General features: G+C 69.5%; 18 protein-coding genes and 2 tRNA genes. 14 read left to right on the forward strand and 6 right to left on the reverse strand.

The genetic code is table 11. The features are described 5' to 3' along the window. The first annotated feature begins 78 nt into the window (after positions 1–78). Together IFT82_RS07380 and IFT82_RS07385 are read left to right on the forward strand one after the other, a co-directional pair. On the forward strand, positions 79–486 hold the full coding sequence (locus IFT82_RS07380; RefSeq protein WP_199860366.1) for an Hpt domain-containing protein: 408 nt from the start codon (positions 79–81) through the stop codon (positions 484–486). A gap of 103 nt (positions 487–589) precedes the next feature. Next, on the forward strand, positions 590–3,946 hold the full coding sequence (locus IFT82_RS07385) for a glycosyltransferase (RefSeq protein WP_192125684.1): 3,357 nt from the start codon (positions 590–592) through the stop codon (positions 3,944–3,946). Between the two features lie 185 nt (positions 3,947–4,131). Here the strand turns inward: IFT82_RS07385 and IFT82_RS07390 are convergent, their stop codons facing one another. Both IFT82_RS07390 and ygfZ read right to left on the reverse strand, forming a co-directional pair. Then, positions 4,132–5,148 (reverse strand): DMT family transporter, encoded by a 1,017-nt coding sequence (locus tag IFT82_RS07390; RefSeq protein ID WP_199860367.1) that lies wholly within the window; start codon positions 5,146–5,148, stop codon positions 4,132–4,134. After that, on the reverse strand, positions 5,105–5,812 hold the full coding sequence (gene ygfZ, locus IFT82_RS07395) for a CAF17-like 4Fe-4S cluster assembly/insertion protein YgfZ (RefSeq protein ID WP_244646576.1): 708 nt from the start codon (positions 5,810–5,812) through the stop codon (positions 5,105–5,107). Before ygfZ ends, IFT82_RS07390 begins: the two co-directional genes overlap by 44 nt. An 84-nt stretch (positions 5,813–5,896) precedes the next feature. Between ygfZ and pyrC the strand changes: the two genes are divergently transcribed. Next, positions 5,897–6,940: a dihydroorotase gene (gene pyrC / locus IFT82_RS07400; protein WP_192125685.1), complete on the forward strand. Its 1,044-nt coding sequence runs from the start codon at positions 5,897–5,899 to the stop codon at positions 6,938–6,940. On the opposite strand, the gene IFT82_RS07405 is transcribed toward pyrC, so the two are convergent. Beyond that, positions 6,937–7,695 (reverse strand): DUF1134 domain-containing protein, encoded by a 759-nt coding sequence (locus IFT82_RS07405; protein ID WP_192125790.1) that lies wholly within the window; start codon positions 7,693–7,695, stop codon positions 6,937–6,939. The two genes, pyrC and IFT82_RS07405, sit on opposite strands and share 4 nt — an antisense overlap. 153 nt (positions 7,696–7,848) lie before the next feature. Here IFT82_RS07405 and IFT82_RS07410 point away from each other — a divergent pair. Further along, a tRNA-Ser gene (locus tag IFT82_RS07410) sits at positions 7,849–7,938 on the forward strand. Positions 7,939–8,359: 421 nt separating this feature from the next. Next, positions 8,360–9,391 (forward strand): alpha/beta hydrolase, encoded by a 1,032-nt coding sequence (locus IFT82_RS07415; RefSeq protein WP_192125686.1) that lies wholly within the window; start codon positions 8,360–8,362, stop codon positions 9,389–9,391. Positions 9,392–9,654: 263 nt separating this feature from the next. On the opposite strand, the gene IFT82_RS07420 is transcribed toward IFT82_RS07415, so the two are convergent. Continuing rightward, a tRNA-Gly gene (locus IFT82_RS07420) sits at positions 9,655–9,729 on the reverse strand. A gap of 130 nt (positions 9,730–9,859) precedes the next feature. Between IFT82_RS07420 and IFT82_RS07425 the strand changes: the two genes are divergently transcribed. The 9 genes from IFT82_RS07425 to IFT82_RS07465 all read left to right on the forward strand — a co-directional run bounded on the left by IFT82_RS07425 (position 9,860) and on the right by IFT82_RS07465 (position 20,704). Beyond that, positions 9,860–10,696, forward strand: a complete 837-nt coding sequence (locus tag IFT82_RS07425) for an ImuA family protein (RefSeq protein ID WP_244646577.1) — start codon at positions 9,860–9,862, stop codon at positions 10,694–10,696. Then, entirely contained in the window at positions 10,602–12,152 is a 1,551-nt protein-coding gene (locus IFT82_RS07430; protein WP_342355070.1) for a Y-family DNA polymerase, read from the forward strand. The genes IFT82_RS07425 and IFT82_RS07430 overlap by 95 nt, the downstream gene beginning before the upstream one ends. A 250-nt stretch (positions 12,153–12,402) precedes the next feature. After that, positions 12,403–15,903, forward strand: a complete 3,501-nt coding sequence (locus tag IFT82_RS07435; protein ID WP_192125687.1) for an error-prone DNA polymerase — start codon at positions 12,403–12,405, stop codon at positions 15,901–15,903. A gap of 62 nt (positions 15,904–15,965) precedes the next feature. Further along, positions 15,966–16,859 (forward strand): tetratricopeptide repeat protein, encoded by an 894-nt coding sequence (locus tag IFT82_RS07440; RefSeq protein WP_192125793.1) that lies wholly within the window; start codon positions 15,966–15,968, stop codon positions 16,857–16,859. Next, positions 16,856–17,488 carry an LON peptidase substrate-binding domain-containing protein gene (locus IFT82_RS07445; protein ID WP_192125688.1) on the forward strand — a complete coding sequence of 211 codons (633 nt, stop codon included), beginning with the start codon at positions 16,856–16,858 and terminating at the stop codon, positions 17,486–17,488. The genes IFT82_RS07440 and IFT82_RS07445 overlap by 4 nt, the downstream gene beginning before the upstream one ends. An 18-nt stretch (positions 17,489–17,506) precedes the next feature. Next, a complete protein-coding gene (locus IFT82_RS07450; RefSeq protein ID WP_192125794.1) occupies positions 17,507–17,692 on the forward strand; it encodes a Trm112 family protein in 186 nt (61 codons plus the stop codon). Between the two features lie 166 nt (positions 17,693–17,858). Beyond that, the gene (locus IFT82_RS07455; RefSeq protein WP_192125689.1) at positions 17,859–18,545 is read left to right on the forward strand and encodes a GntR family transcriptional regulator; all 687 of its coding nucleotides are present in this window, start codon (positions 17,859–17,861) and stop codon (positions 18,543–18,545) included. Between the two features lie 43 nt (positions 18,546–18,588). Next, a complete protein-coding gene (locus IFT82_RS07460) occupies positions 18,589–19,494 on the forward strand; it encodes an SGNH/GDSL hydrolase family protein (protein ID WP_244646578.1) in 906 nt (301 codons plus the stop codon). A 118-nt stretch (positions 19,495–19,612) separates the two neighbouring features. Continuing rightward, positions 19,613–20,704 carry a LacI family DNA-binding transcriptional regulator gene (locus IFT82_RS07465; RefSeq protein WP_192125690.1) on the forward strand — a complete coding sequence of 364 codons (1,092 nt, stop codon included), beginning with the start codon at positions 19,613–19,615 and terminating at the stop codon, positions 20,702–20,704. A gap of 12 nt (positions 20,705–20,716) precedes the next feature. Here the strand turns inward: IFT82_RS07465 and IFT82_RS07470 are convergent, their stop codons facing one another. Together IFT82_RS07470 and IFT82_RS07475 are read right to left on the reverse strand one after the other, a co-directional pair. After that, the gene (locus IFT82_RS07470) at positions 20,717–22,138 is read right to left on the reverse strand and encodes a sugar porter family MFS transporter (RefSeq protein WP_192125691.1); all 1,422 of its coding nucleotides are present in this window, start codon (positions 22,136–22,138) and stop codon (positions 20,717–20,719) included. A gap of 64 nt (positions 22,139–22,202) precedes the next feature. After that, the gene (locus IFT82_RS07475; RefSeq protein ID WP_192125796.1) at positions 22,203–23,000 is read right to left on the reverse strand and encodes an SDR family NAD(P)-dependent oxidoreductase; all 798 of its coding nucleotides are present in this window, start codon (positions 22,998–23,000) and stop codon (positions 22,203–22,205) included. Between the last annotated feature and the right edge of the window lie 4 nt (positions 23,001–23,004).

Genomic DNA, 23,004 nt, shown 5'->3' on the forward strand with positions numbered 1-23,004 from the left:
GTTTACCGCCGACTGATAGGATCGGGACGTGGCAACAGACGGGGCGGAGCAGGCACGGTGTCGTTCGAGGAAAGCAGGTTGGTGGATCGGGCGGCCTATGCGGCCGCTCGGGCCGAACTGGGCACGGGTTTCGTCCGCATCCTGGGATATTTCCGCGAGGACGGCGTGAAATCCGTCGCCGCGATCGAGGCGGCGATGCGCAAGGGACAGGCGGCGGCGCTGGTGATGCCCGCGCACACGCTGAAGGGCGAAGCTCGGCAGTTCGGCGCGCTGCCGCTGGCCGCGCTGGCCGAGACGATCGAGGTGATCGCGCGCGAGTGCGTGGAGCGGCAGGATACGCCCGACGAGGCGCTGGAGTCGGTGGCGCGGCTGCGGCCGTTGTTCAACGAGACGCTGGCGCTGCTCGAAAGCGAATCGGCACCGGTGATGCCGGTGCGGCGTCCCCCTGCCGGGGGATTCGGCCGCCGGACGTTGCCGGCGGGATAGAAGGCCGGGACAGGGCGGCGGGGCAGGGATAATGCCCGGCGTTAACGGGCTGTTTGCCTTGATCGGGTAGCCGCCGGACCATCTTCTGGTGCCGAAAGTCCGCATGACCCAACCGATCTTCTACGACGCCAGTGGCCGCCGCCGGCGAATCGCCGGGGCGACGCTGCTGGTGCTGGCACTGGGGCTGGCGCTGCTGGTCTGGTGGGCCGCGACCGTCCTGGGCGCGCGCGATCCCCATGCGCCGCTGCGCTTTGCCGAGGATACCGGCACCCCGCAGGGACTGGCGGTGACCGCCTCCACCGGCACAGCGGCGGCCTGGCTGCCCAAGACGGGCACCGCAGCGGCGGGCAAGGCGCCGCTGCGACTGGGGTTCTACATGCCATGGGATGCCGCGTCGCGGGCATCGCTTGCCGCCCATGTCGCTGATCTCGACTGGCTGGCGGCGGGGCTGGCGACGGTGACGGGGGCGAATCACCACGTCGCCTACGAGCATGACGGGGAACTGGCGACGCTGCTCGCCGGGCAGGCGCGGTCGCCACGGCTGTTGCCGATGATCCAGAATGCGATGACGGATGGACGCTGGGACGGCGAGGGCACCGCCCGTCTGCTCGCCGACGCGCCGGCGCGGGCGCGATTCGCCGACCGGCTCGTCGCGCTGGTGACGGCGGAGCGGGGCGCGGGGGTGATGCTCGACCTAGAAAGCCTGCCCGCTTCGGCGCACCGCGATTATCAGCTGTTCCTGCGCGAACTGCGCGCCCGGTTCGCGCCGCGCGGCTGGGCGGTGATGCTGGCGGTGCCGGTCGGCGATCCGGCATGGGATCTGGCCGCCTATGCCGCCGTCGCGGACCGGCTGGTGCTGATGGCGTATGACGAACACTGGATGGGGGGCGAGGCGGGGCCGATCGCCTCGCAGGGCTGGTTCGCGCAGGCCGTTGCGGCGGCGGTGGCCCGCACCGGCGCGGACAAGGCGATCGTCGCGATCGGCAACTATGCCTATGACTGGGACGGTCGCCGCACGACGCCGCTGACGGTGGCGGCCGCGTGGCAGCTGGCGGCGCAGGCCGGGGTGACGCCGCAATTCGACCGGGCAAGCGGCAATCCGCATTTCGCCTACACGAGGAACGGGCGGACGCATCAGGTGTGGCTGCTCGACGCGACGACCGCGTGGAACCAGCGGCGCGCGATCGAGCGCACCGGGGCGGCGGGCATCGCGCTGTGGCGGCTGGGCAGCGAGGACCCGCGATTGTGGGACGCGCTGGCGGCGGGGGCCGGTGGGTGGCCCGACCTGTCGGTGCTGCCCGCCCCGGCCGGGATCGAGGTGACGGGGGTCGGTGAGATCATGCGGCTCGACCGGCAGGCGGCGGCGGGGCGGCGGACGCTGGCCTATGATCGCGACGGCCTGATCCGCGACGTGCGGATCGATGGGCTGGCGAGCGGCGATCTGGTGCAGCGCACCGGCGCGCGGCGGCGGCTGGTGGCGCTGACCTTCGACGACGGGCCGGACCCGGCATGGACGCCGCAGATCCTGGACGTGCTGAAGCGCGAACACGCCCCCGCGACGTTCTTCGTCACCGGCACCAATGCGCTGGGGCAGCGCGCGCTGCTCAACCGCATCGTCGACGAGGGCAGCGAACTGGGCAACCATTCCACCAGCCATGCCGATCTGGGCCGCGAACCCGCCGCGCTGGTGAAGCTGGAGCTGAACGCGACGGCGCGGCTGGTCGAGGCCTATACCGGGCGCGGGATGCGGCTGTTCCGCCCGCCCTTTCTGGGCGACGCCGATCCGGGCACGCACGACGAACTGCATGCGTCGCGGGCAGCGGCGGACCTGGGGTATCTGACGGTCGGCCTGAACGTCGATCCGCTCGACTGGCGGGCGCCCGGCGTCGAGGCGATCGTCGCGAACACGGTGCGGCAGGTGATGGCGGGCACCGATGCCCGTCCGGCGCAGATCGTGCTGCTCCACGATGCCGGCGGCGACCGCAGCCAGACGGTGGCGGCGCTGCCGCGGATCATCCGGACGTTGCGTGCGCGCGGCTATGATTTCGTGACGGTGTCGACGCTGGCCGGGCTGCCGCGCGCGGCGACGATGCCGCGCCTCGATGCTGGCACGACCGTGCGGGCGGCGCGGACGAGCGGCCTGTTCGCCGGGCTGTGGGGGCTGCGCGAGGGACTGGGGCTGCTGTTCGTCGCGGTGATCGTGCTGGGCATGGCGCGGTCGCTGGCACTGACCACGCTGGCGTGGCGGCATCGCCATCGCGGCGAGCCGCCGGTGGCGGCACCGCATCTGGTGCCGCGCTTCGTGTCGGTGCTGATCCCCGCCTTCAACGAGGCGCGGGTGATCGAGGCGTCGGTGCGGCGCATCCTGCACAGCCGCGACGTGCATCTGGAGGTGATCGTGATCGACGACGGGTCGACCGACGATACGTCCGCGGTGGTGCGGGCCGCGTTCGGGATCGACCCGCGCGTCACGCTGCTGACGCTGGCGAACGGGGGCAAGGCGGCGGCGCTCAATGCCGCGCTGCGGCAGGCGCGCGGCGACCTGATCGTCGCGCTCGATGCGGATACGCAGTTCGAACCGGACACGATCGCGCTGATGGCGCGCTGGTTCGCCGATCCGGCAATCGGCGCGGTGGCGGGCAATGCGAAGATCGGCAATGCGGTGAACTGGATCACCCGCTGGCAGGCGGTGGAATATGTCACCGCGCAGAATCTGGAACGCCGCGCGCTGGCGGCGCTGGGGGCGGTGACGGTGGTGCCCGGCGCGGTCGGCGCCTGGCGGCGCACCGCGCTGGATGCGGTGGGCGGTTATCCCGAAGACACGCTGGCCGAGGATCAGGACCTGACGATCGCGATCCAGCGCGCCGGCTGGCGCATCGCCTGCGACACGGCGGCGGTGGCGTGGACCGAGGCGCCGGAGACGACGCGCGCGCTGTTCAAGCAGCGGTTCCGCTGGGCCTATGGCACGCTGCAATGCCTGTGGAAGCATTGCGGTGCGATCGGTCGGGGCGGATTGGGACGGATCGGCCTGCCCCAGGCGATCGTTTTCCAGTTTCTGCTCGCCGCGGTGTCGCCGCTGGTCGATCTGGCGCTGGCGGGGGCGGTGATCGGCACCGGCTGGCGCATCGCCCGCGATAGCTGGTCGGCGACGGGGGGCGATACGGGCACCGTGCTGGCGTTCTGGGCGGCGTTCACCGCGGTCGATCTGGGTTGCGGCTGGGCGGCGTTCCGGATGGACGCGCGCGAGGGGCGGTTCCCGGCGATCCGGCTGCTGACGATGCGCTTCGGCTATCGCCAGTTGCTCTACGCGGTGGTGCTGCGCGCGATCGCGGCGGCGGTGACGGGGCCGAGGATCGGCTGGGGCAAGCTGGAGCGCAGCGGGCGCGTCACCACCCCCGCCGCGACGCCGGCGACCGTCGTGTCGATACCGGTCCGGGTGCCCTTCCGGCGGGCGGCGTAACGGGCTTTCAGAAGAATGGGTTCACGCTGAGACGCGGAGACGCGGAGGGATTCTGGCGGCGCAGCCGATCATGCGATAACGGCGGTCATTGACCGTCAGTCCGCTGAAGAAGCGGATCATCGGCATCAGGCGGATCACCTCCGCGTCTCCGCGTGAACCCATTCTTCTGCGCTGCGCGGACCGCCTCAATCCAGCGACAGGCCGTGGGTCGCATCGGCGGCGTGGGTGGTGTCGGATCGCTCGCCACGGACGACGACGATGCTGCCCGCCACGATCAGCACCCCGCCCAATACCAGCGGCCAGCCCGCCGGATCGCCGAACAGGCCGATCCCCAGCGCGGCGCCGATCAGTGGTTCGATGTTGATGAACACGCCCGCGCTGGCGCTGTCGACGCGCGCTGCGCCATATTGCCAGGCCGCGGTGGCGAGGAAGGTGGACAGCAGACCCTGTCCGATGATGCCGCTCCATGCGACGGTGCCGAGCGCCAGCGGCGGCGCACCGTGCAGCAACAGCGCGACCGGCAGCACGGTGGCGGTCGCGACGACCAGCGTGACCGAGGGAACCGCCATCGCCGAGCGGGTGACAGGCGCCCGCTTCAGCACGATCAGCCAGGCGAGGAAGATCAGCAGCGACAACAGCGACAGCGCGATGCCGATCGCGGTGCCCGCGCCACCCGGCTTGCCCGCGATCAGGCCCGCGCCGATCGTCGCGGCGGCCACCCCGGTCCATGACGCGCGGCTGACGCGTTCCCCCATCAGATGCGCCGCGACCGCGATCAGCGCGGGCATCGCCCCGACCAGCAGCGCCGCCAGCGTGACGGTGACGCCGGCCAGCCCCTCGAACTGCACCATGAAGGCGAGGCCGTAGAACACGCCCGCCAGCAACACCGGCGGCGACCGGAACAGCGCCCGTGCCTCCGCACCGGCCAGGGCGAAGGGCAGCGCCGCGATGCTGGCGACCGCGAAGCGGAGCAATACCATATGCGCCGGCTCCACCGCGCGCAGCGCCAGCTTGCCGAGCGGGAAGCCCAGTCCCCAGAACAGACCCGCCACAGCGAGGGCGATGAAGGCGGCGCGGTGCATCACCACCCCATGCCCCGCCGCCGCCCGCATGGCGAGGGGAGATCGATCCGCGCCGGTGATGGCGGAGGGATCGCCCTCAGTCAGCCAGTGCCGCCGCCAGCCAGGCCGGGCGCAGCGCATCGCCCGATGCTTCGACGCGGCGATGCTCGACCATCAGCCCCAGCGCCGGATAAAAGGCGCGGGTGCGGTCGCCTGCCGGCGCGATCGGCGCGACGACCAGCCGGCGGTTCACCTTGGCGCGGTGGTGCATCCGCGCGGTGTTCTCCTGTCCGACATAACAGCCCTTGGTGAAGCTGACGCCGTTCAGCTCGCGCGCATTGCATTCCAGCCACAGCGTCTCGCCCGACCCGAGTTCGCCCGTCCCCTCCGTCACGCCCAGCGACAGGCGGTGCGCGGTCCATGCGTCGTCGACCGGTGTCCCGCCCGGCGGGGCGAGCCATCGCCGGCCGAGTTCGGGTAGGCGCGGGTCGGCGATGCCGGCGTTGCCATCCCGCGACCAGTGAACCGCGAGCGCGGGATCGATCGCGATCGTGATCGCGCGGCGCAACCGGTACATCGTCAGCCGTCGCGCCACCGCCTCCGCCTGTGCCGCCTCGACATCGATCAGGATATCGTCGTCATCCGCCCAGAGCAGGAAATCGAACAGCGCCTTGCCCTGCGGCGTCAGCAGCCCCGCCCAGACCGGCAGCGTCCCGGCGACATCGTGCGTGACCAGCCCCTGCAGGAACCCGCGGACATCCTCGCCCGCCACCCTCAGCACCGTCCGGTTCGCCAGCATCGTCATCCCGCCTATCTGGCGATGCCACCTGCCAGGCACAATGCGGCGATCGGGATTGCCGCCCGCCGCCGGCGATCCTAGGGCATCGGCATGACCGATCGCCTGACCATCCGCCGCCCCGACGACTGGCACGTCCACCTGCGCGACGGCGCGATGCTGCACGCGGTGGCCCCCTATACTGCCCGCCAGTTCGCCCGCGCGATCATCATGCCCAACCTGACGCCGCCGGTGACGGATGCGGCGGCGGCGCGTGCCTATCGCGACCGGATCATGGCCGCGCTGGGCGAGGATACGGATTTCCAGCCGCTGATGACCTGTTACCTGACGGATCGCAGCGATCCCGACGATATCGTCGCCGGCCATGCCGAGGGGGTGTTCACCGCCTGCAAGCTGTACCCCGCGCACGCCACGACCAATTCCGCCCACGGCGTCACCGATATCCGCGCGATGACCGGGGTGCTGGAGGCGATGCAGCGGGCGGGCATCCCGTTGCTGATCCATGGCGAGGTGACCGACCGCTCGATCGATATCTTCGACCGCGAGGCGGTGTTCATCGAGCGGGTGCTGATCCCGCTGCTCCGCGACTATCCGGCCTTGCGGATCGTGATGGAGCATATCACCACCGCCGAAGCCGCGGCCTTCGTGGCGGAAGCGGACCACCCGATCGCCGCGACGATCACGCCGCAGCACCTGATCCTGAACCGCAACGCCATCTTCGACGGCGGCCTGCGCCCCCATGCCTATTGCCTGCCCGTCGCCAAGCGCGAGGCGCACCGGCTGGCGGTGCGGCGCGCGGCAATATCGGGCAGCCCGCGCTTCTTCCTGGGCACGGATACCGCGCCGCACGTCGTCGGCGCGAAGGAATCGGGCTGCGGCTGCGCGGGCATCTTCAACGCGCCCTTCGCGCTTGAAACCTATCTCCGCGTGTTCGACGAGGAAGGCGCGATCGACCGGTTCGAGGGCTTCGCCGCGGAACATGGGGCGCGTTTCCATGGCCTGCCGCTCAACGAGGGCACGGTGACGCTGGAACGCGTCGCGCAGCAGGTGCCGGCCACGACCGGCGACGGCGCCACCGAGGTGGTGCCGTTCATGGCGGGCGAAACGCTGGCGTGGCGGCTGGCCGACGATATCTAGAAAGGCAACCAGCGGCTCTTGTGGGTGAAGTTCATATAGCCGACGTTGACACCCGCCCGCCAGCCGACGCCCAGACGGATCGGGATCAGCACCACGGTGCCGCGCCGCAGATAGGTCGCGGCGAATCCGCCGACCAGATACAGTCTCCCCTCCGCGCCGGGGAAGCGGTGGAACAGTTCCTCGGTATCGTAGAGATTGTAGACGAGCACGAAGACCTTGTTGGCGTCGCCGCCCACGTCGAAGCCCAGCGACGGCCCGGTCCAGTAGACGGGCTGCTGCCCCTCCACCTTGTGCGTCATCACCCCCGAGCCATAGCGGACCCCGACGATGAACGCGCCCGATGCCTCGCGCCCCGCGATATAGGCGTTGGGCCGGCCCTGTTCCTTCAACACCTTTTCCAGCAGCCCGGCGAGCCCCTCCGCACCCTTGCCGAACACGCCCTCGCCCGCGGCCAACAGGTCGTCGCGCTGGAAGGTGTCGGCCGCCGCCGTGGTCCGTTCGGCCCGCGTCGCGGCGGCCTGATCCGCCGGGAGGGGGGTGGCGGCTGGAGCGGCTGGCGGGGCGGCGGGTTCGAACGGCTCCTGCACCGGTGGCGCATCCTGCCCCGGCGCAACGCGCGCCGTGCTGGCCGCAGGCGGCGGCCCAGCCAGATCGCCATCGATCGCCCGGTTGGGATCGATCGTGCGCACCTGCGCCATGCCCGGCTGACCACCGAGCGACGCGAGCAGCGCCAATCCCATCCACACGCTGCGCATCCGACCCATGTCTCCGTTATCCGTTCCGACGTTCGCCTGTTCCCCCGTAGACCAACTCCCGCCTTGCGGCGCAATGAACGATCTTCACGACCGATCGCACGAGGCGGTTGATCGGTCGCGATACCATGGCTATAGCCTGCACCCTGCCGATCCGGAGACGTGGGTGAGCGGCTGAAACCAACGCTTTGCTAAAGCGTCGTACGGGAAACCGTACCGAGGGTTCGAATCCCTCCGTCTCCGCCATTTCGGTTTCTCCCGACCATCCCCGAAGCTTATCGTTGCGAAACGTGGCGCGTCGGCATTCGATGCGGTCCATATCGGCCGCAAGCGATCGGCACCGAACAAATCTCTGCATGAGCAATCTTCATGTTGGGCGTCGGGCAAATAGGACTTCGCGGACGCCGGCCGAGTATCTGGCGGGGCTGCCCGGTTACATGCGTATCTCCTGATCCTTGACCATCCAGGTTGCCGTCCGGCGGTTCGGAGTAGCCAAGGCCGCACGCCCTGCAATCCTGTCGCCGGCTTCGGGCGACAGGAGCCGGCACGCTTGCCATCGATCCGGCCACCAGATGCCCGGGAAAATGCCCGCCGCACCATGCCTGACACACATCCGAATCGGATTTGATGTAGACTGGGGCCATCTCAACGGCACAGGGAAATAAACATGAACCTTATCAAGATGATCCGGATGGGGAGTGTTGTCGCCATGGGTGTTGTTGCCGCGGAGGCTTCGGCGGGCGATGCGCAACTGCCCGGCTATTCGGCCGGTGCGCAGGTCGTCAGCGTCGATGGAAAGCGGAGCCAGGTCGATCAGATCAGTGGCGTGATCTATTCGCAGATCCGATCGACACGGGCGGTGCGACAGTTGCGCATGTCGTTGATCGTGCCGCGGACCAGCGATCTGAAGCCCGCAATCGTCTATTTCCCGGGCGGTGGCTTCACCTCCGCCGATCACGAGAAGTATTTCGAGATGCGTTCCGCCTTGGCGCAGGCCGGCTTCGTCGTCGCGGCGGCCGAATATCGCGTCGTCCCCGACAGGTTCCCGGCCCTGGTGCAGGACGGCAAGGCGGCGGTCCGTTACCTGCGGGCCCATGCGGCGGAATACGGCATAGACCCTGCTCGGATCGGCGTACTCGGCGATTCGGCCGGTGGTTACGTCTCGCAGATGGTTGCCGTCACCAATGGCGAGAAGAGCTTCGACAAGGGCGACTATCTTGACCAGTCATCCGACGTGCAGGCGGCGGTCACGCTGTACGGCATTTCGAATCTCCTCAACATCGGCGAAGGATTCCCGCCGAAGATCCAGCAGACGCACCAGTCCCCCGCAGTGACCGAGGCGCTTCTGGTCAACGGTCCGGCGTTCGGCGGTTTCGCCGGCGCGGCGATTTCAACCGATCCGGCCAAGGCGCTGGCCGCAAGTTCGATGGGCCACCTGAACGGCGTCGAGCCTCCGTTCCTCATCATGCATGGCACGGCCGACGTGCTCGTCTCGCCGGTACAGAGCAAGCAGTTGTTTGAGGCATTGCGGGCCAAGGGCAGCAAGGCGGATTATGTATTGGTGAAGGGGGCCGGACATGGCGACCTGACCTGGTTCCAGCAGCCCGTGATCGACCGGGTGGTCACCTGGTTCAAGGCCGTGCTGGGCGGCCCGATCGCCAAGGCGGGAGGCGAGGACGAACCCAGGGCCAATCTCTGACCATTGACGGTTTTTCCGGTGTCGGTCCCGCGTGGGGCCGATGCCGGAGAACCGGTTCCGGATGCGATCCCGTCGGTGGGAGGTGGCCAAGCCGCATCATACGGGTTCGTTGCGGAAGCGCGCCGTTAATGTCGATCCGAATGAGGGCCTGCTTTACCTCAGCCTTCGGGCTTGTCGCTGTTGGTACGCCGATGAAACAACTGCGCGATGCAGGGGGTGGCCCCGAGGGACCATCGTAACTGCATGACAATGTTTGGAAAAACTGGAGCGGGCGAAGGGATTCGAACCCTCGACCCCAACCTTGGCAAGGTTGTGCTCTACCCCTGAGCTACGCCCGCTCTGGCGCCATGAGCCGGCGGACCGGCTGGGTGAGGCGGGCCACTAGCAGCGGGTGGGGAATGCTGCAAGCGCAAATGAACGAATTTCTTGCTTGGCGATTTCATCGATAGAACATTACAAGAACGATTGATGATCGAGTCGACTGTCCTGCTTGCTGAAACGGCACCCGCCGCGCGGATCGCGCAGTTGCGGCGCGTGGCAGGCGCGACGGTCGTGGTAGGGGATGGGCCGCCGGGCGATGCGTGGCGAACGGCGGGGATGGCACGCGCGCAACTGCATGAGGTCTATGCCGTGACGCCGGACGATGCCGCGGCGGCGACCGGCTTCGCGCTGGCGCTGGCGCTGGCGGCGGGAGCGCTGCCGACGCTGTGGGTGCGGATCGAGCATGACGAGCGCGGTGCCGGTCGCCCCTATGCCGCCGGGCTCGCCGAACTGGGGCTGCCGCCCGAATCGCTGGTGCTGGTGCTGGTACCCGACGAACCGGCGCTGCTGCGCGTGGCGGCGGATGCGGCGCGCTGTCCGGGGCTGGGGCTGGTGCTGGTCGAAAGCCGGGGCCGCGCCGCCGGGCTGGACCTGACCGCGACGCGGCGGCTGATGCTGGCCGCGGAGGCATCGGGCGTGACGGTGCTGAGCGTGCGGATCGGCGCCGAACCGGTGCCCAGTGCGGCCGCCACCCGCTGGGGCGTCGCGGCCGCGGCGTCGCAATTGTTGACGGCGGGGGCGGGGGGCGACGTTCCCGGCCTGCCCGCCTTCGATGTCGAATGTCTGCGGCGACGTGGCGGCCCCGCCGGCACCCGCTGGCGCGTGGAGTGGAACCGTGAAACCCGTTGCTTCGACCCCCTCGATCCCGTCACCCTCGGTAGCGGCGCCGGTGCGCAACCGGCGCTGGCTGGCGCTGGTCTTTCCCTGGCTGGCGGTGGAGCGGCTGCGCGCGACGCGCCCGCATCTGTTCGTCGGACGGGGTGAACACCCGCTCGCGCTGGTCGAGACGGTCGGCAATGCGGTGCGGCTCGCCGCGCTGGACCGGTCGGCGATGCAGGCGGGGCTGGTGGCGGGGCTGACGCTGGCCGATGCCCGTGCCCGCGTGCCCGAACTGGAGGTGTATGACGGCGATCCCCATGCCGATCTCGACTGGCTGGAACGGCTGGCGGACGGGTGCGCGCGTTATACGCCGACCGTGGTGGTGCTGCCGCCCGACGCGTTGCTGCTCGACATCACCGGCTGCACCCATGCGTTCGAGGGGGAGCGGCCGATGGCCGCCGATGTCGAGGCTCGACTGGCGCGGCGCGGGGTGCTGGTGCGCCATGCGTTCGGCGATACGGCGGACGTGGCGCACGCGCTGGCCCGGTTCGCCGGCGCTCCCGCCCCGGACGAGCGCGGGGCGGTGCGGCGACTGCCGGTGGCGGCGCTGGGGTTGGAGCCGGAGGATAACGACGCGCTGACCCGCGCCGGGCTGAAGACGGTGGGCGACGTGATGACGCGCCCGCTGGCGACGATCGCGGCGCGGTTCGGCGAGGGGGCGGCGATGGCGGTGCGCCGCCTGTCGGGGGAGGCGAAGGCCCCGGTCGCGCCCCGGATCGTCGCGGCGCCCGTGGTCGTCGAGCGCCGCTTCCCTGAACCAGTCGCGCGCACCGATTACGCGCTGGCGACGATCGTGGACCTGGCCGGCGAGGCGGCGGCGGCACTGGAGAAACGGGCCGAGGGCGGCCGCCGCTGGGAGGCGCGGCTGTTCCGCAGCGACGGGCAGGTGCGCCATCTCCGGATCGAGACGGGGCGGCCGACGCGCGACGTGGCGGTGCTGATGCGGCTGTTCGCGGAACGGATCGAGGGGCTGGCCGACCCGCTCGACCCCGGTTTCGGGTACGACCTGATCCGCCTGCACGTCGTGCTGGCCGAGCGGCTCGACACCTGCCAGTTGCGGCTGGAGGGCGGCGGTGAGGCGCATGGCCCGCAACAGGAGGTCGCCGCGCTGGTCGATCGTCTGACGACGCGGCTGGGGCGGTCGCGCGTGCGCCGGTTCGCCGCCCGCGACAGCCATATCCCCGAACAGGCCGAACTGATGCTGCCCGCCGCCGCCGCGTCGCCATCGTCGGCGGAATGGCCACGGCCCGAACCGGGCGAACCGCCGCTGCGCCCGATCTATCTGTTCGATCCGCCGCAGTTGATCGATTCGATCGCCGCCGAAACGCCGGACGGCCCGCCCGCCCGCTTTCGCTGGCGCCGCACCGTCCACGACGTGGCGCGGGCCGAGGGGCCAGAGCGGATCGCGGGCGAATGGTGGCGCCGCCACGACGCGCCCATCCCCACGCGCGACTATTTCCGGATCGAGGATCATCGGGGCCGGCGGTTCTGGATATTCCGCCACGGGCTGTATGCGGAAACCGAGAGTCCGCGCTGGTACGTCCACGGATTGTTCGCGTGATGCGGACGACTGGCGGTCATCCCGATGTTGGCAGGGCTTCGCAAAGACCCCCTTTGCTCTCCCGGCGGAGGCCGGGGTCGGGTTGGGTGGAGGGTCGCGATAGGTCACGATGGCCTTCCCAACTGGACCCCGGCCTCCGCCGGGGAGGATTTGATGGTGAGATGGTGCCTGTTTCCGCGGCTATTCGCATGTGCCGGCACGATCGACCCCGCATCACGGACATACGAAGGGGCCTCGCGAAGGCCTGGCCATGACCGCCTTCGCCGAACTGGCGGCGGCCACCGCCTTTTCGTTCCTCGACGGGGTCAGTCAGCCGGGCGACATGGTGTCGCGCGCGGTCGAGCTGAAACTGGCGGGGATCGGGATCGCCGATCGCAACACCGTGGCAGGCGTCGTCCGTGCGCATGACGCCCTGAAGCGGGCGCGGATCGGTCTGCTCGGCACGACGTTGCCACCGCTCGATTTCAGGCTGGCGGTGGGGGCGCGGCTGGTGTTCGCGGACGGCACGCCCGACATCGTCGCCTATCCGTCGACCCGCGAGGGCTGGGGGCGGCTGACCCGGCTGCTGACCATGGGCAACCGCCGTGCGCAGAAGGGCGGTTGCATCCTCGGGCTGGGCGACCTGATCGCGTTGCATCGCGACCTGCTGCTGATCGTGCTGCCCGAATCGAGCGATCGTGGCGCCGTGCCGGTGCCGGGGGCCGAACTGCCGCCGCCCCGCACCGATCCCGGCCTGCCCGCGACGCTGGCGGCGCTGACCCGGCTGGGCGGCGATGCGGTGTGGCTGGGGGTGACGATGCCGCGCACCGGGCGCGACCGGCGGCGGCTGGCGCGGCTGGCGGCGGTGGCGGATGCGGCGGGCGTGCCGCTGCTCGCGACCTGTGACGCGTTGTATGCCTGGCCGGGCGACCGTGATCTGCACGATGTCGTCACCTGCATCCGCGAGGGGCTGACCGTGCAGGCCGCCGGCCGCCGCCTTGCCGTCAATGGCGAACGGCACCTGAAGGACGAGGGCGAGATGCAGCGCCTGTTCCGCGACCGGCTGGCGGCGGTGGCGGAAAGCGGGCGGTTGCTGGCGCGGATCGGCTTCTCGCTCGATCAGCTCCGGTACGAATATCCGCACGAACCGGTGCCGGCGGGGTGGCAGCCGCAGGGATGGCTGGAGCATCTCGTCTGGCGATCCGCGCTCGACCGCTACGACGATCATGTGCCGGACAAGGTGATGCGGCTGCTGAACGAGGAGTTCGCGCTGATCGCCGACCGCGAATACGCCTATTATTTCCTCACCGTCCACGACATCGTCCGCTTCGCCCGGGCCTGCACGCCGCCGATCCTGTGCCAGGGGCGCGGCTCGGCGGCCAATTCGGTGGTGTGCTTCCTGCTGGGCATCACCTCGGTCGACCCGATGAAATACGATCTGCTGTTCTCGCGCTTCGTATCGGCCGAGCGCGACGAGCCCCCCGATATCGATGTCGATTTCGAGCATGAGCGGCGCGAGGAGGTGATGCAGTACATCTATCGCCGCTACGGTCGCGAGCGGGCGGCGATCGCCGCCACCGTGATCCATTATCGCCCGCGCAGCGCGGTGCGCGAGATCGGCCGCGCGCTGGGCCTGAGCGAGGATGTGACGCAGCGGCTGACCAGCACCGTCTGGGGCAGCTTCTCCGACCGGTTCGGGCCGGAGCGGTTCGAGCAGACCGGGCACAGCCTCGCCAACCCGGATATGGCGCGGCTGCACGATCTGGTGAACCGGCTGCTGAAGTTCCCCCGCCACCTGTCGCAGCATGTCGGCGGGTTCGTGCTGACCGAGGGGCGGCTGGACGAGATGGTGCCGATCCACAACGGCGCGATGCCCGACCGCACCTTCATCGAATGGGACAAGGACGATATCGACTGTCTGGGGGTGATGAAGGTCGATATCCTCGCGCTGGGGATGCTGACCTGCATCAGGAAGGCGTTCGACCTGATGGCGGCGAACGGGCTGGGCCGCCCGACGCTCGACAATCTGGCGGTGGAGGAAGACGACCGTGTCTATGCGATGCTGCAGAAGGGCGACAGCATCGGCGTGTTCCAGGTCGAGAGCCGCGCCCAGATCAACATGCTGCCACGCCTGAAGCCACGCGAGTTCTACGATCTGGTGGTGCAGGTCGCGATCGTGCGGCCGGGGCCGATCGAGGGCGATATGGTCCACCCCTATCTGCGCCGCCGGGCGGGGAAGGAGAAAGTGGAATTTCCCGCCCCCGATCCGCGTCATGGGCCGGCGGACGAACTGCACCAGCTGCTGCGCTTCACCTATGGCGTGCCGCTGTTCCAGGAACAGGCGATGAAGCTGGCGATCGTCGCGGCGGGCTTCACGCCCGGCGAGGCGAACCAGTTGCGCCGGGCGATGGCGACGTTCCGCAACGTCGGCGGGATGACCGATTTTCGCGCGAAGCTGGTCGATGGCATGGTCCGTCGCGGCTACCCGGCCGACTTCGCGGAGCGGTGCTACAAGCAGATCGAGGGGTTCGGCAGCTATGGTTTTCCCGAAAGCCATGCGCTGTCCTTCGCGCGACTGGTCTATGTGTCGTCATGGCTGAAGTGCTTCCATCCGGCGGTGTTCTGCGCGGCGCTGCTCAATTCGCAGCCGATGGGTTTCTATGCACCCGCGCAACTGGTGCGCGATGCGGTGGAGCATGGCGTCATCGTGCGGCCGGTCGATGTCAATCATTCGGGATGGGACAATGCGGTGGAGGCGGGGGTTACCGCGGCTTCTGCCGTTTTTCTTCCCGAAGAAACGGCATCGCCACTTTCCTGCCTCCCCGGCGGAGGCCGGGGTCCAGTCGGGATGGCCCCGGTATGTCATCACACCGGTTCGCCCAACTGCACCCCGGCTTCCGCCGGGGAGGTGCAGGGGGGGATGGAGGATGGCACCGTCGCCATCCGGCTCGGCTTTCGCCAGATCGACGGGTTCCGGGGCGACTGGGCCGCCGCGATCACCGATCACGCGCCCTATGTCTCGATCGAGGACCTTGCGCGCCGCGCCACCCTGCCGCCCCGCGCGCTGCGGTTGCTGGCCGATGCGGATGCGTGCGGGTCGCTGGGGCAGAACCGGCGCACGGCGGGCTGGGAGGTGCGGCGCACCCCGCCCGCGCAACTGCCGCTGTTCGCCGCCGCCGATGCGCCCGAACTGGGGGTGGAGCCCGATGCCGCGTTGCCGCCGATGCCGCTCGCCGAACAGGTCGTCGCCGATTACCAGACGACGCGGCTGTCGCTGAAGGATCATCCGATGACCTTCCTGCGCGCGCTGTTCCGGGCCGAGGGGGTCGTGTCCGCCGCCGATCTGGCGCGGGTGAAGGACGGCCGCCGCGCCAGCGTGGCGGGCATCGTGCTGGTCCGGCAGCGGCCGGGCAAGGGCAATGCGATCTTCGTGACGATCGAGGACGAGACCGGCATCACCAACGGGCTGTTGTGGGCGCGCGATTTCGAGGCGAACCGGCGCGCGGTGATGGCGTCGCGGCTGATGGTCCTGCACGGCGTGGTCCAGCGCAGCGAGGAGGGCGTCGTCCACCTGATGACCGCGCGGGTCGATGATCGCAGCCACGAACTGGCCCGCCTGTCGTCGGACTATGCCGCCGACCCGCGCCCCGCGCCCGCCGACGCGGTGGTGAAGCCGGTCTACACCCGCAGCCCCGACCCGCGTCACACCCCGCCCCGGCCGACCCATCCCCGTGACGTGCGCGTGTTGCCCAAATCACGGGACTTTCATTAAGCCGTCACGGCCCCCAGATAGTGGGGACGCAATCTGGGGAATATCACTTGGCCACCTTGGGAATGTCGGCAGCCGAAAAGGACGCGGTGACCGCGTTCCGCCATGACGTCGTCGAACCATCGATGACGAACCTCGTCATCATCGATTTCTGGGCCGAATGGTGCGGGCCGTGCAAGGCGCTGACCCCGGTGCTGGAAAAGGTCGCCGCCGCCTATGCCGACAAGGGCGTGGTGCTGGCCAAGGTCGATACCGACAAGAATCAGTTCATCGCCAGCCAGTTCCAGATCAAGTCGATCCCGACCGTCTATGCGATGTTCCAGGGCCAGCTGGTCGCCGACCTGACGCCCGCGCGCACCGAAAGCGCGCTGCGCACGATGCTGGACCAGTTGCTGCGCCAGTTGCCGATCCAGTCCGCCGCCGCCGACGAGGCGGCCGAGATCGAACCGCTGATCGCGATGGGCGAGGAGGTGCTGGCCGAGGGCGATGCCGAACGCGCGCTGTCGATCTTCGGCCAGTTGATCGAGATGGCGCCGGAGAACCCCGCCGTCCTGTCCGGCCACATCCGTGCGCTGGTCGCGGCCGGTTTGCACGACGAGGCGGAGGCGGCGATCGCGGCGCTGCCCGCCGAGTTGAAGGACCCCGGCATCGACCGCGCCCGTGCCGCGCTGGCATTGGCGCGCTCGGCCGCCCCGGTCGACGATACCGCCGCCCTCGCCGCCGAGGTGGCGGCGAACCCCGACGATCACGAAAAGCGCTTCGCACTGGCCGGCGCGCAGATGGCGGCGGGCGACCGCGATGCCGCCGCCGACAACCTGCTTCACATCGTCGCCGCCGACCGGACGTGGAACGACGGCGCGGCACGCACCCAGTTGCTGACGCTGTTCGAGGTCGTCGGGCTGATGGACCCGTGGGTATCGGCGCAGCGCCGTCGCCTGTCCGCGATCCTGTTCGGATGACCGTCACCCGCCTGTCGATCTTCCCGCTTCCCGGTGCCTTGCTGTTTCCGGGGATGCACCTGCCGCTGCATATCTTCGAGCCGCGCTACCGCGCGCTCGTCAGCGATGCGATGGCGCGCGACCGGCGGGTGGCGATGATCCAGCCCCGGGATATGCAGAACGAGGAGGTCGGCGATCCCGATCGGCCCGCGCTCTACGACATCGGCTGCGTCGGCAAGATCGCCGAGGTCGAGGCGCTGGAGGACGGCCGCTACAACCTGATCCTGGAGGGGGTCGCGCTGTTCCGGATGGTGCGCGAACTCGACGTGACCACCGCCTTTCGCCAGATCGAGGCGGACCTGCTGCCGGTCCGCCCCGACGAGACGCTGTCGCTCGGCCGCCGGTCGTCGCTCGAACTGGAATCGCGACGGTTCGCGGAGGTGCAGGGTTATGCGGTCGATTGGGATGCGGTCGGCCGGCTGGATGACGAAAGCCTCGTCAACGGCATCGCCCAGATCGCCCCGTTCGATGTCGCCGCCAAGCAGGCGCTGCTGGAGGCGCCCGATGTCGAATCGCGCGCCGAACTGATTATCCAGCTGATGCAGTTCTTCGGGCGGCACGGCGGCGAGAACCGCGTGACGCTGCAATAGGCTGACCGAAAGATGACGATGATCGACCCGTGGCTGCTCGAACGCCTCGTCTGCCCCGCCACCCGTACCCCGTTGCGGCACGATGCCACGCGGGACGAACTGGTTTCCGAGGCCGCCGGCCTCGCCTATCCGATCCGCGACGGCGTGCCGGTGATGCTGATCGAGGAAGCGCGCCGGATCGGTGAGGACGATGCTTCCGGTTGAGCGTGCCGGTCATAATGCGCGATCGGTGCGATCGTCTCGGCACAATATGGACTGATCGCAACAATATGGATTGATCGTAACGATCCGTTCTGGAAAGGTTTGGCGGTAACGTGACATCATCGGGAATAGTCGATCCCGCCCGTCGCCTGCCCGAAGGAATCCGTTCTTGACCATCGTCGCCCGCACGCTCGCGGATCAGGTATTCGAGATCGTTCGCGAGCGGATCGTGACCGGTGTGTTGCCCGACGATACGCCGGTCCGGCAGGATGCGCTGGCGCATGATCTGGGCGTCAGCAAGATTCCCCTGCGTGAGGCGCTGGCCCGGCTGGAACAGGAAGGGCTGCTGCGCAGTCAGGCCAATCGCGGTTACGTGGTCCGTGCCCTGTCGGCGGAGGAAGCCGACGAGATCTATGCCCTGCGCCTGGCGATCGAGCCTGCGGCCGGTGGCCTGGGGGCGCTGGCGGCGGACGAAACCCAGCGGGCGGAGGCACTGGCCGCCTTCCATGCGCTGGACGAGGCGGCGAACACCGATCTTGCTGCCGTCGCGGTCTGCAATCGCCATTTCCACACCGCCTTGGTGCGCCCCGCCGGTCGTCCGCTGACGACGCAACTGGTCGAGCGGTTGTCGATCCTCGCCGAACGCTATGTCATCACCCATCTCGAACCGGCTGGGCGCGATGCGCGAGCGCATCTGGAGCATCGCCTGCTGATCGATGCGTGGATGGCGCGCGATGCGGTCGAACTGGAACGGCTGATGCGCCTGCATCTCGACGGCACGTTGCAGGATCTGCGCGCGCAGATCGGTACCGGCGCCAATCTTCTTTCGGGACCGGCCGAAGCCCTCCCTATTTGACGGCCGCCGGTCGAACACGGCCGGGTCGGAGCGAGGATACGCCATGGCGTGGAATATCGGTGACATGATCCGCCGGCGCTTCGTCCGCTCCCTGGCGGCCGTCGCGATTGTCCTGCTGGCGGGCGCCACCGCCGGAGCAGAGACGATCCTGTTCGTCGGCAACAGCTTCACCTTCGGTGCCGGGTCCGCCGCGATGCGCTACCGTCCCGGCAGCGTGACCGACCTGAACGGCGAGGGGATCGGCGGCGTGCCCGCGATCTTCCGCCGGTTCGCCGAGCAGGCTGGTTTCGATTACGACGTGGCGGTGGAGACGGGCGGGGGGCGTAGCCTCGGCTGGCATCTGGCGGAACGCCGGGCGCGGATCGACCGCGCCTGGGACCATGTCGTGTTGCAGGAGTACAGCACGCTCGACGCCGCGCGCGCCGGCGATCCGACGCGTTTCATCGCCGATACCCAGACACTCGCCACGCTGTTCGCGGTGCGCAACCCGCGCGTCAGACTGCACCTGACTGCGACGTGGTCGCGACCCGATCTGGTTCGAGGCGGGGGCAATCCCTGGACGGGCCGGCCGATCGCGGCGATGGCGAACGATCTGCGCCGCGCCTATGACCGGGCCGCCGCGCAGGCCCGGCCGGTCGTGCGCGGCGTGGTGCCGGTGGGGCAGGCCTTCATCTGCGCGATCCGCGCCGGCGTGGCGGATGCCGACCCCTATGACGGAATCGCGCCCGGCCGGCTCGATCTGTGGGCGGACGACCATTATCATGCCAGCACCGCCGGTTATTATCTGGAGGCGCTGATGCTGTTCGGGGCGATCACCGGTCGCGATCCGCGCAGCCTGGGCGTTCGCGAGGCCGCCGCCGCCGATCTCGGCCTGTCACCCCGGCAGGCAGGTGACCTGCAACGGATCGCGCACCGCGCGATCGCGACGGACGGCGCCTGCGGGCAGTGATCCCTGCCGCCCGTCCGTCGCGATGACGGCTGGTGGTGTTCGATGTGGGTTCCGGCGGGAGCGACAGGAATGTGCCAGCAATGCTTTGCATTGCCCCGTCCGGTGATACGGTGCGGCCATGACCACGGAGCCAATCAAGCCACGGCGCAGCAATTCCCGGCAGACCGGTGCGCCGACGATCACCGACGTCGCCCGTCTCGCCCAGGTATCGCCGATGACGGTGTCGCGCGTGATCAACGCCGAAAGCAACGTGCGGGCGAGCACGCGTGAGGCGGTGCAGGCGGCGATCACCGCACTGAACTACGCCCCCAACCGTTCCGCCCGCCGCCTTGCCGGGGCCGGGCAGCTGCGGCTCGGCCTGTTGTTCAGCAATCCGTCCGACGCCTATCTCAGCGCATTCCTGCTCGGCAGCCTCGAACAGGCGAGCCGGGCGGACACGCAGCTGATCGTGCAGAAATGCGAACTCGACGATCATGAGCGCGAGGTCGCCGCCCGCCTGATCGCCAGCGGCGTCGACGGCATCATCCTGCCGCCGCCGCTGTGCGATTCGCCGCTGGTGCTGGATCTGCTGCGCGATGCCGGCGTGCCGACGGTGGTGGTGGCGACCAGCCATCCACGCGCCGGGTTCGGCGCGGTGTCGATCGACGACCGCGCCGCAGCGCAGGAGATGACGCAGCATCTGCTCGACCTGGGGCACCAGCGGATCGGTTTCATCACCGGCAACCCCAACCTGACCGCCAGCGACGAACGGCTGGCCGGTTATCGCGCCGCGCTGGAGGGGCGGGGGATCGCGTTCGATGCCGATCTGGTGGCCCACGGCCTGTTCACCTATCGGTCGGGGCTGGATGCGGCGGAGGAACTGCTCGATCGCGACGATCCGCCGACCGCCGTGTTCGCCAGCAACGACGACATGGCCGCAGCCGCGGTCGCGATGGCGCATCGCCGCGGGCTGGACGTGCCGGGGGATTTCACCGTCGTCGGCTTCGACGACAGCGCGATCGCACGGACGATCTGGCCCGAACTCACCACCATCCACCAGCCGATCGCGGAGATGAGCCGGATGGGGGTCGAACTGCTGGCCGGGATGCTGCGCGACCGGCGCAACGGCGGCAGCGCCGAACCGCAGCATCTGGTGCTCGGCTATACGCTGATCCGGCGGCAATCCGATGCCGCCCCCCGCCAGCGCCCCAGGGTGCGGCAGCGGGGATAGCGGCGCCGGTGTCTATCCCACCATGTCCTCCAGCTCGCGCCCGCGGGTTTCGGCCACGGCCGCGCGGACGAAGACGAACGATAGTGCCGCCGCCACCGCATAGAGGACATAGGTGACCGCGAGGCCCGGCGACACCGCCATCGCCGGGAAGCTGACCGAGATCGCCGCGTTCGCGATCCACTGCGCGAACCCCGACACCGCCAGCGCCGAGCCGCGGATCTGGGTCGGGAACATCTCGCCCAGCATCACCCACATCACCGGGCCCCAGCTGACGTTGAAGAACACGACGTACAGGTTCGCCGCGACCAGGGCGATCAGCCCCGAATGGCCGGGCAGGGCGACGCCGCCGGCCCCGTCCGGCAATGCGGTGGAGAACGCCCAGGCGACCACCGCCAGCGTCACCGTCATGCCGGCCGACCCGACCAGCAGCAGCGGCCGGCGACCGATCCGGTCGATCAGCGCCATCGCCAGCAGGCAGGCGCCGATCGACAGCACCCCCGACAGGATGTTGATCTGGAGCGCGTTGCTCTCGGTGAAGCCCACCGCTTCCCACAGCGTCGCGCCGTAATAGAAGACGACGTTGATGCCGACGAGTTGCTGGAACACCGCCAGCCCGATGCCCACCCACAGGATCGGCCTGATCCGCCCCGTCGTCCGGTCGATCAGGTCGGCGAGCGTCGGGCGGTGATGGTCCGCCGCCAGCGAGGCGCGGATATCGGCGACCGTGCGCCGGGCCGCCGCCGCGCCGAACAGCCGGGTCAGCACCGCCTCCGCCCGGTCGTCATGCCCCTTCACCACCAGATAGCGGGGGCTTTCCGGGATGAAGTACAGCGCGACCAGATAGAGGGCGGCCGGGATCACTTGCAGCCAGAACATCCATCGCCAGGCCGGATAGTCGAGCCACAGCGGCGCGATCGATCCGCCCGCGAACCGGGCCAGCACGTAATTGGCGACGAACGCCCCGGTCAGGCCGGTGATGATCATCACCTGCTGCACGCTGGACAATCGTCCGCGCACCGCCGCCGGGGTGACTTCGGAGATATAGACGGGCGAGGTGACGCTGGCCGCGCCCACCCCCAGCCCGCCGATGATGCGCGCGAGGATGAAGATCGCGGACGATCCGGCCGCCCCCGCCAGCAGCGCGGAGACGATGAAGAGGATCGCGGCGACCATCATCGTGCCCCGCCGCCCGATCCGGTCGGACAGGCGGCCCGCCCCGAACGCGCCGATCGACGAGCCGACCAGGATCGCGCCGACATTCACGCCGATGCCGAGCCGGCCGAGATCGAACGCCGCCTCCAGCCCCTTCTGCGTGCCGTTGATGACTCCGGAGTCATAGCCGAACATGAAGCCGCCGATCGTCGCCACCGCGACGATGCGGCCGATCAGCGCACGATTGAGCCCGGTATCGTTGGTATCGGCATCCACGGCCATGATCCTCTCCTTGCGGCGCCCTTCGAGGGGCGCTCCGATTCGTTGGTGGTTGGCGGGCGCGGGGTCAGCGCCAGCCGGCATCCACCCAATATTCGTGTGCGGTGCACATCCGTGCGTCGTCCGAGGCGAGGAACAGCGCCAGCGCGGCGACGTCGGCGGGCTGGATACGCCCGTCCAGACATTGCGTGGCGACGATCTCCGCCTCCCCCTCCGGCGTGTACCAGCGTTCCTGCCGGGGCGTCTGGACGTTGCCGGGGACGATCGTGTTGACGCGGATGCCGTCGCGGCCGAGATCGCGGGCGAGGCTGCGGGTCAGCCCCTCGGTCGCGGCCTTGGCGGTCTGGTAGAGGATCAGGTCGGGCAGGGCGAGATGCCAGCTGATCGACCCGAAATTGACGATCGCGCCGCCACCCGCCTCGCGCATCGCCGGCACCACCGCCTGCGCGGCGAAGAACAGGTGGCGCAGGTTGACGTTCATCCGCTCGTCCCAGAAGGCGGGGGTCACGTCCTCGATCCGGTGGCGATCGTCGTTGGCGGCATTGTTGAGCAGCACGTCGACGCCACCCAGTTCATCCGCCAGCGCGGCCATGCCCGCGGCCAGATCGTCCAGTTTGGTGAGGTCGCAGTGCCGGTAGACCGGCATGTGGCGCGCCCCGTCGCCGATCCGTGCGACCAGCGCCGCCGCCTCGCCGTCGAGGATGTCGAGGAAACCCACGCGCGCGCCCTGCGCCACGAACGCCTCGACCAGCCCGCTGCCGATCCCAGAGGCGCCGCCGGTGACGATCACGCGCCGGTCCTCCAGACTGGGGTAGACGGCGCGACGGTGCGATCCGTGGGTGGCGCGTCTGGTCTGTTGCAGCATGGCA

The organism is Sphingomonas sp. CFBP 8760, from assembly GCF_014841615.1.
GTDB lineage: Bacteria > Pseudomonadota > Alphaproteobacteria > Sphingomonadales > Sphingomonadaceae > Sphingomonas.